Annotated in this window: 8 protein-coding genes; 2 read left to right on the top strand and 6 right to left on the bottom strand. The window is 36.9% G+C overall.

Annotated elements, in window-relative coordinates:
- Positions 1 to 7 precede the first annotated feature (7 nt).
- The 6 genes from BGC7_RS16890 to BGC7_RS16865 form a co-directional block, all read right to left on the bottom strand.
- The gene (locus tag BGC7_RS16890; RefSeq protein WP_050702784.1) at positions 8 to 3,439 is read right to left on the bottom strand and encodes a TonB-dependent receptor; all 3,432 of its coding nucleotides are present in this window, start codon (positions 3,437 to 3,439) and stop codon (positions 8 to 10) included.
- Between the two features lie 291 nt (positions 3,440 to 3,730).
- Positions 3,731 to 4,576 (bottom strand): SGNH/GDSL hydrolase family protein, encoded by an 846-nt coding sequence (locus tag BGC7_RS16885; RefSeq protein WP_050702783.1) that lies wholly within the window; start codon positions 4,574 to 4,576, stop codon positions 3,731 to 3,733.
- Positions 4,577 to 4,784: 208 nt separating this feature from the next.
- On the bottom strand, positions 4,785 to 6,005 hold the full coding sequence (locus tag BGC7_RS16880) for a glycoside hydrolase family 88/105 protein (RefSeq protein ID WP_050702782.1): 1,221 nt from the start codon (positions 6,003 to 6,005) through the stop codon (positions 4,785 to 4,787).
- Between the two features lie 276 nt (positions 6,006 to 6,281).
- Entirely contained in the window at positions 6,282 to 7,481 is a 1,200-nt protein-coding gene (locus tag BGC7_RS16875; RefSeq protein ID WP_050702781.1) for a FecR family protein, read from the bottom strand.
- 57 nt (positions 7,482 to 7,538) lie between these two features.
- Positions 7,539 to 8,099, bottom strand: coding sequence for an RNA polymerase sigma factor (locus tag BGC7_RS16870; RefSeq protein WP_050702780.1), 561 nt, complete (start codon positions 8,097 to 8,099; stop codon positions 7,539 to 7,541).
- Between the two features lie 64 nt (positions 8,100 to 8,163).
- Positions 8,164 to 12,186, bottom strand: a complete 4,023-nt coding sequence (locus BGC7_RS16865) for a hybrid sensor histidine kinase/response regulator transcription factor (protein WP_050702779.1) — start codon at positions 12,184 to 12,186, stop codon at positions 8,164 to 8,166.
- A gap of 244 nt (positions 12,187 to 12,430) precedes the next feature.
- Between BGC7_RS16865 and BGC7_RS16860 the strand changes: the two genes are divergently transcribed.
- Together BGC7_RS16860 and BGC7_RS16855 are read left to right on the top strand one after the other, a co-directional pair.
- Positions 12,431 to 15,151 (top strand): glycosyl hydrolase 2 galactose-binding domain-containing protein, encoded by a 2,721-nt coding sequence (locus BGC7_RS16860; RefSeq protein ID WP_050702778.1) that lies wholly within the window; start codon positions 12,431 to 12,433, stop codon positions 15,149 to 15,151.
- A 162-nt stretch (positions 15,152 to 15,313) separates the two neighbouring features.
- Positions 15,314 to 16,732 carry a Gfo/Idh/MocA family oxidoreductase gene (locus BGC7_RS16855; protein WP_050702777.1) on the top strand — a complete coding sequence of 473 codons (1,419 nt, stop codon included), beginning with the start codon at positions 15,314 to 15,316 and terminating at the stop codon, positions 16,730 to 16,732.
- Positions 16,733 to 16,746: the final 14 nt, after the last annotated feature.

The raw sequence follows: 16,746 nt of genomic DNA, 5'->3' as shown, positions 1-16,746 counted from the left end.
TTCTTTTTTAAAAGTTTATTTCAACACCAAATGTAAATGTGCGAGGTAGCGGATAACTATTACCTCCATTCGCGTTGCCAAGCTCAGGATCCCAATACTTCACATCATCCCATACACATATATTGTATCCTTGTACATATACTCTGGCTCCATCTATCAGTAGTTTTTTAGTATGTTTTTTGGGTATATCATATCCAAATTCAAGATTCTTGAAACGAAGGAAACGTCCATTTCTCAACCACCATGTACTCGGTTCCTTGTTCACATTATTGGCATAGCCAACATGTAGCCTTGGCATCAGTACATCCTGACGTGGATTGTCGGCGGTCCATCTATTCAAGAATTCTTTACGATAATTCGATTTTTCCACTCCCCAGTTGAAAGGCCAAAATGTATTATTACCACTAGCCAAAAGAATAGAGGAATTTCCTGTTCCCTGGAAAAAAGCACTTACATAGAAACCTTTGTATTCGACATTAAATCCAAATCCATAATTTATTTCCGGATTGTATGGGTATCCTACCCCTCTGACTTTATCGAAATTATCGATTGTTCCGTCATTATTCATATCTCGGTATTTGATATCTCCAGGTCCTATTTTTCCATCCAGAGTAACTTTTGGCATTCCAGGCTTCAACTCATAGATATATGTGCCATTATCCTTTTGTGTTTTTATGAAATCGTCTTCAGTATAAAGCCTTTCTGCAATATACAAATATTGATCACCAACCCTAGAACCGGTAGCTGCCATCCATGGGTATTCAGGAACTAATTCATCATACTCTATAATTTTATTACGTGCAAAAGTAAATGTACCTCTCATACTCACCTTTACAGGACCAAAATCTCTACGAACATTCAGACTTGCATCAGTACCCCAATTATCTACAATTCCATAGTTTGCCCATGGATTGGAATGGAAGCCGGCTACACCGGGGATAGTGTTTCTTTGCATCAAGATATTCTCTCTTCGGTTGTTGAAATAGTCTGCTGTCAACTCAATCTTGTTGTTAAAGAAACCCAAATCAACTCCGACATTCCTCTTTTGCTCTATTTCCCACTGAATATTATTATTGACAAATCTTACATCTTTTATCCCTTTACCAAGTCCATTAGTACCACCATTGGAGCCTATTCCCTGATCGAATCCGTCAGCGCCTTCATTAAATGTAGCTCTATATAAGAAACGATCGGAGCTGCCTATATCATCATTTCCGGCTTTTCCGTACGAAGCCCGTATTTTCACTTTATCCATAACTTTGCTCAATGCTGTGGGATAAAATGATTCGTTTGATATGTAATAGCTTAATCCTACAGCAGGGAAGAATCCGAATTTTTTTCCACTTGCAAAAATTTCACTTCCTGTATATCCAAAGCTACCTTCTATAAAATATTTATTGTCATACGAATATGTTGCACGCCCTACAGCACTTTGTTTTCTGTATGGCAGAACAGTACCGCTCACTTGTCTTTCTTTCTGCATATACAAAAACATACCTCCTACAGTGTGCTTTTCATTGAATGTGCGGAGATAGTTGAAAGCACCTTCTATATATATTTTACGTATAGACTCATTGCCTGTTTCTGCGGCATTTTGCAGTTCAGGTGATCCGGACACAGAAGTCTGAAATATTAGATTCCCTTCTTCATCTCGTCCGGTAGCAAAAAACAGGCTTGGCCAGAAATCTCTCAATGTAGAATAATTTCCATCATAGTCTAATCCGACTTTTCCATTAAACTTGAGGCCTGGAGTAATGAAGCTAAGATCCTGATTGACCCCGACATTCGATTGTATCATTGTTCCCCATTCTTTCCTATACCCTTGATTCATTAGCATATTATATGGATTTCGGTTGTTACTATCGCTCTGCGTGAGATAAGTAGCAAGAGTACCATCACTATATATAGCAGGAAAAAGGTGAGGCGGAGTATGGAGCATAAATCTGAAAATATCGCCGGGAGAACGATTTGAAGTAGTACGACTTACATATTGTCCACTCAAGTCGATATTCAGAGTAGTAGATTTACTCACTCTCAGATCGATGTTACTTCTCAGATTATAACGTTCAAATCCAAAGTTTCCTTTATATTTATTCATTGGATTTTGTTTGAAGATACCATCTTGTTGAAAATAAGCCATCGACACAAAATATTTTGCGTTTTCGGCACCTCCTCTAAAGTTCAGAGTATATCGTTGGTTGTGAGTATTCTTTGCCAACAGTTCATCCATCCATTTGCTATTCGGATACAGATCGTTATCTACTCTGTTACGGTATTTTTCTATTTCTTCCGGATATTTGTAAGGACTCTCACCATCGTTAAAATTTGCCTCATTTACCAGCTCCAGATAGTCCCATGAATCAACAAAGTCCGGCAACCGGGTAGGTTTAGATACCGAATATTCTCCACGAAAAGATATCTTTGGTTTAGATATGTTACCACGCTTAGAGGTTATTAGGATAACGCCGTTAGCGCCTTCGGCCCCGTATACGGCTGTAGCCGCAGCATCCTTGAGCAGGGAGAAAGTCTCTATTTCGTCCGGTTCAATATTGCTTATAGCCCGTGGTATTCCATCAACTAAGACCAATGGCTTTGTTCCTCCTTTGAATGTACTGATACCACGTATCCAAAATTCGGCATCATCCCGTCCGGGTTCCCCCGAACGCTGAATACTTATCAATCCGGCAAGTTGTCCACCCAAATTATTGGTGAGGTTACTGGTAGGGGCTGACAATTCTTTGGAAGTAACTGTACTTACAGAACTTACTACACTTGCCTTATTCTGTTGTCCGTAGCCAACAATAACAACCTCTTCAAGCATTTGTTCGTCCTCTTGGAGGGTTATGTTTATTACACCTTTGTTTCCTACCCGAACTTCCTGTTTAAGAAACCCCACATAATTAAATACAAGCTCATCAGTTTCGAGAGCATCAATAACGTACAACCCTTCGATATTGGAAACAGTACCATTAGTGGTATTCTTAACAGATACCGTAACGCCAATCAATGGATCGCCATTTGAGTCACTAACCGTACCCGTTATGCGTTTCTTCTTATTTTGTTTTACTTCTTCAGGTGCTTTTTTTGAGATATACACCTGTCTGTCTTTTATAAGGTAACCAGTATCCGTCGCTGTAAAAATCTGGTCGAGAACCTCATTCACTTTCTTTCCTTTGACATTTACTGAAACCTTCCTATTCAGGTCGACATCTTTATCAAAATAGAAAAAAACGAATTCGCTGTTCCTTTCGATTTCTTTGAAAACCTCTTTTATGGTCTTATCTCTGAGGTTTAGCGTAAGGTTAGTACTTTGCGAATAGCTACTAACCGCCTGACAGACTCCAATACAGGTAAATAATAATATGGCCGTTATTTTCATAATACGTAATAAACGAATATTGATGGTGTCTTTGACACCATAATTCTCAAATTTTCTCATACATTTGTAAATGGTTTTTAATGAGTTAAAAATATCGGTTAACTTTCTGAAACCAGACTGGACGGCATGTAGGAGTATCGTCCAGTCGTGTTTTAGTCTCTCTTTACTATTGTTTATGAGTTATTCATAGGCTGATTATTTTTGTTATAATTATTACTCATGTTATCGTTTTATGTTACTTGTATAAGTTAAATTATTCTCTTTAAAATATTAATAATGAACTAGTTATCAGTTTCTCTACCAAAGCATTTTGTATATTTCCATCATAAACAGAAACGTGAATGGGCGTGTCTACTCTTTATTGGCCTCTTTCAGTTTCTTTATTATATAAGTTCCATGCACGACCTTTCCTGCTTCGTTAGGATGTAGCCCATCACGAAGAAATCGCTCTTGGTTTTCCTGTGTAATTTCGCATTCTGCATAACAATTAAAATAAGGTACCGACATTCCTTCACAGATCGTCCTTATTACTTCTATTTTTTTCAAGTTGTCGGTATTTTTTCCATCACTTTTGGCCTGTATAGGAAACGAAATATATAGTTTAGCCTTAGGAAACTTTACCTGCAATGTACCTATACTCCATTTTATGGCTCCTGCCATTGTATACAGATCAAGATTGTCTAAATTCGTTTCTTGCAACGCCAATTCGGCATTTCCCATTACAGCTACGCTGCTCAGGTCATTTGTTCCATAGGATAGAATTATAAAGTCCGGTGTCAAGGATTTTTTTTCACTCAAATATTTTTGGATATGCACTATGGCGCAATTATTGATGCGTTTCTGATATTCCAAATCATCCGGATTTGCAGTATTACTATTGCTTATTCCTGCAAAATCAGGATCGTTGTAGTTTTGCGTTCTTATTGTATTACCATTGCTATTTCTTCTTTCCCGTTTGCTCCAGATAGCACCGCCTACAGCTCCATTGTACAAATTACCAAATTGCAATCTACTATAGGCCTGATAAGCCCAGCTATTTTCGGCAGCTGTTATACTATTCCCAAAGGTTACCAGATTTTTATCCTTGAAAACAGACTTTACCGACCCCTCTTTTTTCAAATCTTCTTTAGTTTCATCACTAGAACATGTGAGAAGAAGAAATGCAGGAAAGAATAAGAAGAAGAATATATTTTTCATAATACGTTGATTTAGGAATATGATATTGAGAATTAGAATTAGATTTAAAGAAAGAAGAATACAATAAGAACCGAAAGAAACGGATTGGGCAGACTTGAGAGACATCCTCCCAATCCGTTCTTAGAATCCAACACATTATTCGACAGATAAATATATCTTTAGAATTATTATTCTCTTTACTACTTTACTCGTATAATACAATATTACTTTATTTTCTTTTTACCTCATCGGTAGCTAAAGCATAAGCACACCACATAAGAGCAGCTTGCCCATGCAGATCGCCAACCAATCTTTTACGATTAATGTAATGGTTATAATCGTTTTTAGTCCCTGTACCTTCACATACATTTCTTAGATTGTAATCTTCATTCAGATATGTTAAGAGAGCTAACCATGCTTTGCGTGCAGCAGCACCATATGTTTTTTTGTCGAGCCAGCCATTCTTCACTCCAACAATCATGGCATATGTAAACATAGCTGTCGCAGATGTTTCTCGCCACGAATTAGGATCGTCAATAAGTTGTCCCCACATTCCATCTCGTCCCTGATAACGCAACAAGGTCTTCATCATCTTCTTATAGGCCTCTTCTATCTTTGCTCTATTTGGGTTATCTTTAGGTATTATCCTCAGATTCTGAGCCATCCCTACAGCCATCCAACCATCTCCTCTTCCCCAAAAGAAAGGTGCGTCAGGAGCATGATAAAACAATCCGTTATCTCTTTGTATTTCATTCAGATACATCACCATCTCACGAGACGACCTGTCGATATATTTTCTATCGCCTGTGATTAGATATGCCTGATCCTGAAGAGCAGTTATCATAAACATATCATCGATCCAAAGGCGGGTTTGCCATGAATAGTCCTGGTCTTGCCATTTCTTTTCCGTTGCGCTAGCATTAGCCGGTAATGTCCATTGACCATCGGCATACTTCATACCTAAGTCGAGATATTTTTGTTCTTTTCTTTTTTTGTATATTTCCAATAGCACTGCTCCAAACACATAAAAATCAACCACATTACCTACATTGGGGCGCATGCTTGGTTGCAAAATCTTGTCGGTAGTGAAAAGAGGCTCAAATCTGTCGACTAATCGGTTGTACAGATTTTCTTCTTTTACAGATTGAGTAAACCACAAAGCTCCTAACCATGCACATACGTCCGGGTAGGTAACAAGGGTAACTTTTTTATCTGAACTAACATTTCCCCAAAATGAATGTGGGGTTTGCAGGTATCTTTCAGTTAATTTTATACCTATTTCCTTAGGATCGCATCCTTCTGGAAATTTTTTCAAATCATAATTTTCCTGTTCTGTTTTTGAAGTATTGTTCTCATCTAATGGATTCTCGGAAGAACATCCATATAAATCAGACACAATAAATAGAGAAAAAAGTGTTTGAGTAATTAATAATAAAATTCTTTTTTTCATAAACTAAAAATAATTTTTGATTTAATAAACATAATTTATATCATACAAGTAAGATCTCAGTTATGGAAAGGGACACAGCTTCGCCATCTGAATTAATATCGTAATTAATTAACACAGTCAGAATACTGATATAAAAAGGGTTATCTTTTAGATCTTGGAAAGGCTAAAATAGTGAAGAGAACTTCTCCTCCTTTTGTTACTTTACATTCATGCTATAGCCTTTATTGTATTTCTTTTCATAGTATTCTTCGATTAGGTTTGTTAATATTATTGAGGCTAATAAATTTGATAATTATTATTATCAGATGTATATTTCATGGAAGAAATCGTACTCAAATTATTCAAAATATCGTTCAAGCTTTCTTTTAAATCAAGCTTACCGGAACATTCCAGTTTACTAATTTCGGGACTACACTTTATTGACTTGCCATAATATTTGGAAAGACGCTTCATTATCACACCTAGTTGTTCATTTTCAAATATATACAATCCATTAATCCACGAAGTATAGTATTCTACATTGACTTGTTTTTTTATAGATTTGCCATTATCGAGCAGATACATTTCGTTCGGTTTTAAGAATACAGCCGGACTATTAGTATTGGATGATAATATTTTTACTGCTCCCGAAGCTAAAACAACATTATTTATTTCATTTTCGTATGTAGAAACATTAAATTTTGTGCCTAGAACCTGAATGTCGAATTTATCTGTCTTTACAATAAATGGACGGTCTGTATCTTTTTTTACGTCTAGATACGCTTCCCCATTAACATAAATTTCTCTCTTTCCTTTTTCTCCAAATTCTATAGGATAGGTAACCACTGTCCCCGCATTCACCCATATTTTAGTACCATCCGACAAAGTCAGCCTCGATCTTTTTCCATAAGGAACAATTAGCTGGTTAAACTCCGAAGATTCTTCTTTAGAGATCTCCTCTGTTGCCAGTTTTATATCATCAGAGTCATATGTAATAGCTGGTTCTGATTCTTCTGCTATAATCATTTTCTTATCCGAAATAATGAGTTTAACGGTAGTGTCTCTCAGATCGACTGTTTTATTTTTTTCTATATATGAAAGAATTTCTTCGTTGGCTATAGGTAACTGTTCGGCTCTTGGAAATAAAAGTATGGCAGCAACAACACATGCGGCGACACCTACAGCAGCTCCCATCCAATATTTCAGACTACTCTTTCTTCTCTGACGGGTTGCATGGTTTATAACCATTATATTATCTAAAAGCTGATCCATTTCCAGCTCGGACAACATCTTGTTTTGATCATCCTTTATGGCTAGGAGAATTTCCTTTGCCTGAATAAATTCATGTATATTCGCCGGATCACTTTCTGTAAAATCAAACCAGAAAATATCAGATTCTTCTGTTGGCTCTTTAATTGATTGTATAAAGAAAGAGTCCAAAAGAAAATCTTCTGCTGTATATGTTGAGTATTTCTCTCTATGATCTGAATTAAACATATTAAGCTGGTTTTATATATATAACTTCGGTTTATATTTTTAATACTCACTAAAAAATTATTTTTTTAGGTGTTCTCTAATTTTCTTCAGAGAACGGGATAGAATATTCTGCAACGATTGATAATTTAAATCCATCAAAGTGCATATTTCTTCGGTACTAAGACATTCTATATAACGATAACGGACAGCCTCCCTTTGTCTGTCGGTTAGTAGAGACATCACAAAGGTTACTTTATCCTCGGTGGCTATACTATCTTCTTTTTCGATAAGAATATCTTCTACATTTCTTTCAGAAAGGGTTTCTACATTTGTACATTCGGGCTGCATATCGGCATATACTTTTTCTTTAGCAGTAGCAGTCAGTAACTGGTTGCGCATCGAAGTCAACAGATAGTATTTTATATTGTCGGTATCTCCCAAATTGGAACGATATTTATATAGCTTGGTAAAAACATCCTGAATACAGTCCTTGATAATCTCTTTATTCTGAGTAAACTGAAGTCCCTGATAATATAAACTCTGGGTGTACTTCTTATAAATGAGAATATAAGCTTCGTCATTACCATTCCTGAAACTATTCCATAATAAAACGGGATCGTCAGCTTCATCTTTTTTCATAATAACTTATTTTACAAGTTCTCAAATTCATAATGTGTTATTCATATGTATAATTAATAAAAGATTATATACTATGATCTTCTCTATATTCTTTCGGAGATCGATCAAAGCGTTTTGTAAATTCTTTATAAAAGTGTGATCTTGTCGTAAAACCTGCACTAAACATTATTTCCTGAATAGTCAGAGTAGTGCTTAATATTAATTTAGCAGCATATACTATGCGCTGATCTTTTATAAAGTCTTTGGGAGAAAGTAATTCCAAATCCTTAAATTTACGGTAAAGAGTTCTGATACTTACCTGCAAACCATCGGCCAAGTCTTCGGGACTAAATTCTGCATTACTTATATTTTTCTCTACAATCTGCACCGCCTTCTGAATAAAATCACGGTCTTCTTTAGCCAATAACTGACCGTTAACTAAGTCGAACGCACTTGCTGAACTATTATAATAATCCTGTAGTTTTTTCTTTTTATCTATCAACTGCCTTATTTGTGCTTTCAGATAGAGAATATCAAAGGGCTTGGAGATATAAGCATCTGCACCGGAGTCTATTCCTTCTATTCTGCTGTCTATCGAAGATTTTGCTGAAAGGATAATAAGAGGTATGTGCATCGTGTACGGATTGCCTTTTATCAGCCTTGTGAGAGATACACCGTCTTGTTTTGGCATCATCACATCGGTTATCACAAGATCCGGCATCATATTCTGAAGCTTATTGTAACCTTCTTCTCCATCTCTTGCTATTTGTATATTATAGTCTTCGGAGAGAATATCCTCCAACAACCAAAGCACATCGTCATTATCATCAATAATCAATATAGTATGACGGCTACCCGAATTATGTAAAAGACTTTTCACCTCTTCTCTTTCCCTATCGGCAATGATTAGTTTATCTCTATCATTGGTTTCATTAGCAACATTAATATTATCTGACCCCATGAATGGAAGTTTTACTATAAATCTGGCGTATTCTCCCTCTTCACTTTCTACCTCTATGGTTCCTTGCAGTAAGTCTACCATCATTTTACAAATGGCTAAACCTAGCCCATTTCTTGACGAAAGGCCTTTCAGCGAGTTTGATTCTACATTGTCCAATACAGAGTATCGGTTAAAAATATATGGTATATCATCTTTTCTTATGCCTCTACCCGTATTGTATACCCTAAAGATCAATTCTTCATTCTCTACACTAACAGCGACACCTATTGTCCCATTTTCGACTGTATATTTGAAGGCATTGGAGATTAAGTTGTTTAGAATCTTAGTAATGCAACTCCTATCAGAATTCCAGACTGTTGCAGGAGGAATATTCAGGCTAAAATTAATATGATTTTCTTCTGCCAAATCAGTGAATGATTCTGCTATTTCTGTAAAAATATCGTTTATATCACAAGCCTCAATCTTACATATTTTATTTCCGCTCTCCATCCGGCGAAAATCGATTATTTCCTGAATGAGATCGTTTAGTCTTTCGGCATTAGTCTTAATAATCTGAGCATATCGTTTTATAAAAGAATCGCTCCCTGCATAGTTTAGCAAACGTTCGCTAGGTGTGTAGATCAATGTTAGAGGAGTACAAAACTCATGTGTTATATTGGTAAAGAAATGTAACTTTCCTTCATACATCTCTTCCTTATATTTCTGATCAAGTTGTTGTTCTATTTTAACTTTCTTTCTTTCATATTTCTTTTTCAGATATAGAAAAGATATTATTAATAGAAGTATGAATCCGATAGCATATATAATTTTAGCATATATACTTAAATACCAAGGGGGCACTATCACAATATTAAGGCTGGCAATCTGAACTTTTCCTCCCGACAAATCATCATATTTTACGATCAGGGTGTATTTTCCCGGTGGAATATTCGTAAACTGTGCTTCACGATTATTAGAATTCATCCAAACTTCATTAAAATAATCTAACTTGTAAGAATATTTACCACTGGCTCCATTGATAAAATCGTTTGCAACAAAGGAAATAGTAAAGAAGTTCTGATCATGTTTCAGTTTCAAGTACCTCTCGTCTGCTCCATGTTCGAGAAAATTATCAATATTATATTCCTCATTGAAGACACGAAGCTTTGAGAAATTTATCGAAAGAAAATTATCTTTCTTTATCTGCTCTTTGTAGTCTATCCATACAATTCCATCCACCCCACCAAAGAAATATCGGGACAACTGCTCATCTTTGTGATAGGCATTATCACTGAACTCCATCACTTTCAGTCCTGTTCGCTGATTGAAGCTACGAAAAGTCTCTTTAATTGGATCGAAAAGAACAATTCCGGCGTTGCTGCTTAACCACAATCTACCATCAGAATTTTCCAGTATTCCATGAATTGTATTGTTTGGCAAACCATCATTTACATTAAAATTCCTATAGTCGAATATTCCATCAGGCAGCACTTTCAGATCATTTATTCCATAGCTCGAGCCAAACCACCTGTTCCCTCTTTTGTCTATATATATACTTAACACATCATCCATTGGTGCAATACCATTCTTTTCGAATGTAATGAGCTTGTATTCTCCGCTATTACAATTCAATCTGATAGCTCCGTTACCCCGCATCGCCAACCACATTATAGAATCATTTTCGGGGCATATGGAATAAATTTGATTAAAGATCTGTTTGTTTTTTATATCAAATTCATACCTACGAATATTTCTTATTTCCAGTACATTTTTATTTCTAAAAATATTTACCTTAAACAGATAATTTAAAGAAGCAACCCAAAGAACAGAATCGGAAGTTTCCAATAAGCTATGTACCTCTGCAAAGCGAATAGCTCCTTGATTTTTCAGGATATGTATTTTCTTATCGTTATACGAATAATAGTTCAGATTGGGACCACTAGAGCCTATCCAAAGAATATCATTTCGACAACTCTTTTCGAAAGCAAAAACGGCATTATTGCTCAAGCCATTATCTATAGTAAGATGCTTAACATTTTGCCGATCATATTCTGTTGCGCTACCATAATTTTCTATTTTAATAATACCATTTCCTTTGGTTCCTAACCACAGAGAATTATCCTGATCGCTATAAATAGCGCGGACTGGTCTTTGTTTTTTTACAGGCAGTTCTTCCAGATTGATTCCCTTGAAGGTGAATTCCTGTTTTGTACAAGCGTACACACCTTGTCCATCAGTACCAACCCATAGTATATCTTGCACTTTATCTTTCAACAACGAAAAAACACCGCAATTTATGGGCATTTTCTCCATCTCATATTTTTTCTTGTAATCGAGTCTAATCAATCCATTTGTTCTGAATCCGATAAGAATATCATTGTCATCGAAAATAACAGAAGTAATATCGCCATATTCAGCAATAAGCGATTTTATATTTCTTATAAAAGTTTTCTTTCCGGACTCAATAAAAAATAAATCGCCGATTCTATCAACAATAAATAAATGATTATCATTATTAAAAATATAGCTGACAGATTCTGTATGATCAAGTTTTCCTATATTCACTAATTGAGGCTTTAAGCAGTCTGTCCAATCGAGACGATACTGCTTAATTACTCCATTATTGGTAATCAGTAGTTCATCCTTCGAATTAATAATAAGGCTTACCCAGCTTTTATATTCCTTAGATCCTGGAAAAAGAATTTCTTTAAACTGCTTTGCTTCAAAATCATAATAATAAAACAATCCGGACTGGGTAAGTACAAAAATATTACCATCGCTATCCGAAGCTATTACAGAGTCTTCTTTAAATTCATTGAAATAGGCTTCTACTTTGTCCTCTTTTTTCGAATACTTATTTAACCCCCATCTGGTCATAATCCATAAATAGCCGTCTTTCGATTCCACTATTCTTCTTATTACATTCCCTGAAAGGCTGTTCTTATCGTTAATGTCAGGTTTGTAGATTTTCAGATCAATCCCATTGTATTTGTTAAGACCATCATAAGTACCTATCCATAGATAACGCTCCTTATCCTCAAATAAACATATAACAGCACTGTTAGACAGCCCATCCCTGCTGCTAATTTGCCGGATATTATATGCTTTCAGATAAGATGAAACACTAACAAATAAAAACAGTAATAGAATTGGTCGGAGGTGCTTCATTTGCTACTTTGATTTAAAAGGCTTTTACAAAGATATATTTTTATTAAAGTAATAAAACCCTCGGGAAGCTAATTAATATGCGCTTCCAACCTACATATGTACTCATTTTTGCCAAAAATGTCCTCAATCCAGCAATCACACTCAAGAGACCTCATTTGGCAAAAATGAGGATAACGATTAACTCTTGTCAATCTAATTTTATTCCACAGAATAGAAACCAAATACGATATAACATGTCAATATTATGAAAAATTTATTATTTATCTTACTTTTTATTATTACTATTTTTTCTTCAGCACAAAATGTGCACAAAGAACGTCATTACAATCACACGTTAACTTCAACCGACGGACATAATGGAAAATTTGTCTGGAAAATGAAAAAGGCAAATGAATTGAACGTACGCAGCGAGGATATTTCTACAGACAAAATAGACGACTCGGATTGGATGCCCGCAGTTGTACCCGGTACAGTCTTAAATTCTCTTGTTTATAATAAAAAATACCCTGAACCATACTATGGTATAAATAATAAGTTGGAATCGGAACTAATACCCGACCTTTTTCATTCCGGCAGAGACTTTTACACCTATTGGTTTCGTACCGAATTTAATCTCGACAGAGAACAATTTAAAAACAAGAAGGTATGGCTACAAGTGGATGGCATCAACTACAGAGCCGAAGTATGGCTTAATGGGAGTATGGTTGGTAATATAGCAGGAATGTTTCAACAAAGACAAATAGACATCTCAGACAAGGTAGTCTTCGATAAAGAAAATATCCTGTCGGTAAAAGTTTATCCTATAGATGTGCCGGGAACCATCAAACCCAAAGGAGGGAAATCTTTCGGTGCAACCGGAGAGTTTCAAAATGGAGGAAATGGCGAAATCGGTAAAAATGTAACGCAGCTTATGACAGTAGGCTGGGATTTTACTTTTCTCGATGGTATCAGAGACAGGAATACAGGCATATGGAAAGACATCTCAATTTTCGCAACAGGAAGGACGAAACTGAATCATCCCTTCGTAAAATCAGAATTATCCAAACCCGGCTATAACTCTTCTCGTCAAACCATTTCGGTAGAAGTTGCATACCCGAACTACCTTCAGCAAAACCGTCGCCAAAAGGTAAAAGTAATTGGAGAAATAAAAAGTGAGGGAATCCTATTCGAAAAAGAAATATCCCTATTCAGAGAAGAAGTTCAAGAGGTTATCTTTACTCCCGAAGAGTTTCCTCAACTTGTAATAAACAATCCTCGCTTATGGTGGCCGGTAAATAAAGGAAGTCAAGAGTTGTACGATCTTGTCTTCAAAACTGAAATAAACGGAGAGATAACCGATTCTATATCTACCCGATTCGGAATAAGAGAAATAACCTCTTCTACAAATACACCTGACAAATCCCGCACATTTTACATCAATGGCAAACCAATTTTCATAAGAGGTACAAACTGGTTACCTGAAAACATGTTGCGAACTTCAGATGAGCGAACTTATGCCGAATTAAAATATTCTGCACAATCGGGAATAAATCTCATCCGATTTTGGGGCGGTGGCATTACTGAATCCGATTATTTTTTCCAACTATGCGATGAGCTGGGAATACTTGTATGGCAAGAATTTTGGATGACAGGGGATACAAAACATCCTGTAGATAGAGATATGTATCTTTCAAACTTAACATCAACCGTAAAACGAATACGCAATCATCCAAGTCTGGCATATTACGTTTCATCCAACGAGAGTTCTGAAATGCCTCACGCAAAAGAATTAATAAATAAACTTGACGGTACACGCGGCTACCAAATGGAATCGGAATGTGACGGTATACATGATGGCAGCCCTTACAAGCAAGTAAATATAATGACACATTATGAAAACACAGCATCGGATAGAGGAAGCCGTGTCGACGGCTTCAATCCGGAATACGGAGCGCCTTGCCTCCCGACAGTAGAATGTCTTCGTGAAATGATGGACGAAAAAGACCTGTGGCCAATAAACAAAGAAGTATGGGACTATTCGGATGGTAATGGTTTTCATCTGATGTCTACTATGTATACCGATATGACTAATGAATATGGAATATCTAATAGCATAGACGAATTTGCTGAAAAAGCTCAATTCGTAGGAGCGTTAAACTATAAAAGTATCTGGGAAGTTTGGAACTACAATAAGTTACATTATGGAGACCGCTATACCTCAGGTGTTCTCTATTGGTATCACAATTCTCCTATACGACAAGTCTGCGGGCGTATGTGGGATTGGTCTCTCGAGCCTACGGCTGCTCTATATGCCGCACAAAACGCTTGTGAACCGTTACATCCTCAGTTCGACTATTTGAAAAATACTGTATCTGTTGTAAATGACTATTATAAATCATTCAATAATTATAAAGTAACAGCCGATGTATACGACCTTAATATGAAAAAGATTTTCACGAAGGAAGCAATAGTTAACCTTCCCGAAGACGGTGTTATAAATGATGTATTCAATATTGATTTTTCTTCGGCGACAACTTCTATCCAATTTATAAAGCTCAGACTATTCGACAATAAGAATAAGCAGGTAGGAAGCAATTTTTATTGGCGATCGAACAATAAGTATGAAGGACGTAAAACAATTACCGGACCAGCAACAGCAGGTTTTCAGGATATTAAAGATCTGGCAAAAGCTAAAATCAATGTAAAATATACTACTTCTGTAGAAAATGGAAAACATATTATCAATCTCGATCTGAAAAATACAAGTAAGTCTCTCTCCTTTTTCACTCAAGTACAATGGCTTGATTATGAAGGAAAACCCATAAGACCTTCCTTTTACACAAACAATTTTTTATGCCTATTACCGAGTGAAGGTGAACATATAAAAATTGAGACCGACATAAAAAAACTCACAAAAAGTGAGTATAAACTTATAATTAGAGGGTTTAATATAGAAAAGCAGGAGTTCAAAGTTAAAATAAAATAAAGAATGGAAAATATCTAACACCTATTAATTAAATCTTTACCAGCATTTTGAGAATAAATCATTTCCATTTCCAGCTTTCTTAATCATTAAGATGTAAGGGGAAATACAACCATCCGAAACTACAACCATTAGTCAAATCGGAATTTAACAATTATAAAACATATGCAAACACGAAGGAATTTTCTAAAGACGGCAGCGTTAGCCTCCGCCGGTCTGGCCGTAAGCGGCGTCAATGCGATGTCCGGCCAAAGCTATAACAGAATTGTCGGTTCGTCACGAAAGATCAACATCGCCTATGTCGGCATCGGCAACAGAGGAGAACAGATCATCGGTGATTTTGAGAAAACAGGTATGGTAAATGTGGTAGCCCTGTGTGATATAGACATGGGAGCAAAACATACCCAAAAAGTAATGGCCAAATACCCGAAGGCAAAACAGTTTCAGGATTTCCGCCAAATGTTTGACAAAATGGGCAATCAGATAGAAGCTGTGGCCATAGCCACGCCCGACCATTCGCATTTCCCTATCTGTATGATGGCTATGGCTTATGGTAAGCACGTATTTGTAGAGAAACCGATGGCCCGTACTTTTCTCGAGGCCGACCTGATGATGCAGGCAGCCCGTAAATACTCCAAAGTAGTGACACAGGTGGGTAATCAGGGGCACTCCGAAGCCAACTACTTCCAGTTCAAGGCATGGCAGGATGCAGGTATCATCAAAGACATAACAGCCGTTGCTGCGCATATGAACAATCCCCGCCGCTGGCATACATGGGATGTGAACATGTATAAATATCCCGATGCAGAGCCTATACCTCCGACATTGGACTGGATCAACTGGAATTGTGCTGTTCCTTACCACGAATACAACAAAGTATATCATTACGGAGAATGGCGCAGTTGGTTCGACTATGGTATGGGAGCTATGGGAGACTGGGGTGCCCATATACTGGACACGGTACATGAATTTCTGGAACTGGGACTTCCATACGAAATCAACCCTGTGAAGCTGACAGGGCATAACGACTTTTTCTATCCGATGTCTTCGACCATCCTGTTCAAATTCGGTCCCAGAGGAGAGATGCCGGCTTGCGATGTGACATGGTACGATGGGGTGGACAACCTGCCTCCATTGCCGGAAGGTTACGGAGAGTCTGCCATAGATCCGAATATACCTGCATCGAGTGTGGGAGAGATAAAGAAACAAAAGATCAATCCCGGCAAGATCATCTATGGTAAGGAGCTGACCTTCAAAGGAGCTTCACATGGCAGTACACTGTCTATTATACCCGAATCGAAAGCGAAGGAAATGGCTTCCAGACTACCCGAAGTACCCAAAAGCCCGTCCAATCATTTTGAGAACTTCCTGCTGGCCTGTCAGGGACTAGAGAAGACACGTTCACCATTCGAGATACACGGGCCACTTAGTCAGGTATTTTCTCTTGGTGTTATAGCTCAGCGCCTGAACAGGAAGCTTTATTTCGACAGCCGTACAAACCAGATAACCAACGACAAGTTTGCCAATGCAATGCTCTCCGGGTTACCGCCAAGAAAAGGTTGGGAAGATTTCTATATAGTGTAATAATAAATCAAAAT

The sequence above is a fragment of the Dysgonomonas sp. BGC7 genome (assembly GCF_001261735.1).
Taxonomy (GTDB): Bacteria; Bacteroidota; Bacteroidia; order Bacteroidales; family Dysgonomonadaceae; genus Dysgonomonas.
This window is presented reverse-complemented; position numbering and strand designations above follow the sequence as displayed.

Excerpts from the sequence above, each read along its gene's own strand:
- BGC7_RS16870 (WP_050702780.1), bottom strand. The coding sequence starts at position 8,099 with ATGAAAAAAGATGAAGCTGACGATCCCGTTTTATTATGGAATAGTTTC.
- BGC7_RS16860 (WP_050702778.1), top strand. The coding sequence starts at position 12,431 with ATGAAAAATTTATTATTTATCTTACTTTTTATTATTACTATTTTTTCT.
- BGC7_RS16875 (WP_050702781.1), bottom strand. The coding sequence starts at position 7,481 with ATGTTTAATTCAGATCATAGAGAGAAATACTCAACATATACAGCAGAA.
- BGC7_RS16885 (WP_050702783.1), bottom strand. The coding sequence starts at position 4,576 with ATGAAAAATATATTCTTCTTCTTATTCTTTCCTGCATTTCTTCTTCTC.
- BGC7_RS16855 (WP_050702777.1), top strand. The coding sequence starts at position 15,314 with ATGCAAACACGAAGGAATTTTCTAAAGACGGCAGCGTTAGCCTCCGCC.
- BGC7_RS16890 (WP_050702784.1), bottom strand. The coding sequence starts at position 3,439 with ATGAGAAAATTTGAGAATTATGGTGTCAAAGACACCATCAATATTCGT.
- BGC7_RS16880 (WP_050702782.1), bottom strand. The coding sequence starts at position 6,005 with ATGAAAAAAAGAATTTTATTATTAATTACTCAAACACTTTTTTCTCTA.
- BGC7_RS16865 (WP_050702779.1), bottom strand. The coding sequence starts at position 12,186 with ATGAAGCACCTCCGACCAATTCTATTACTGTTTTTATTTGTTAGTGTT.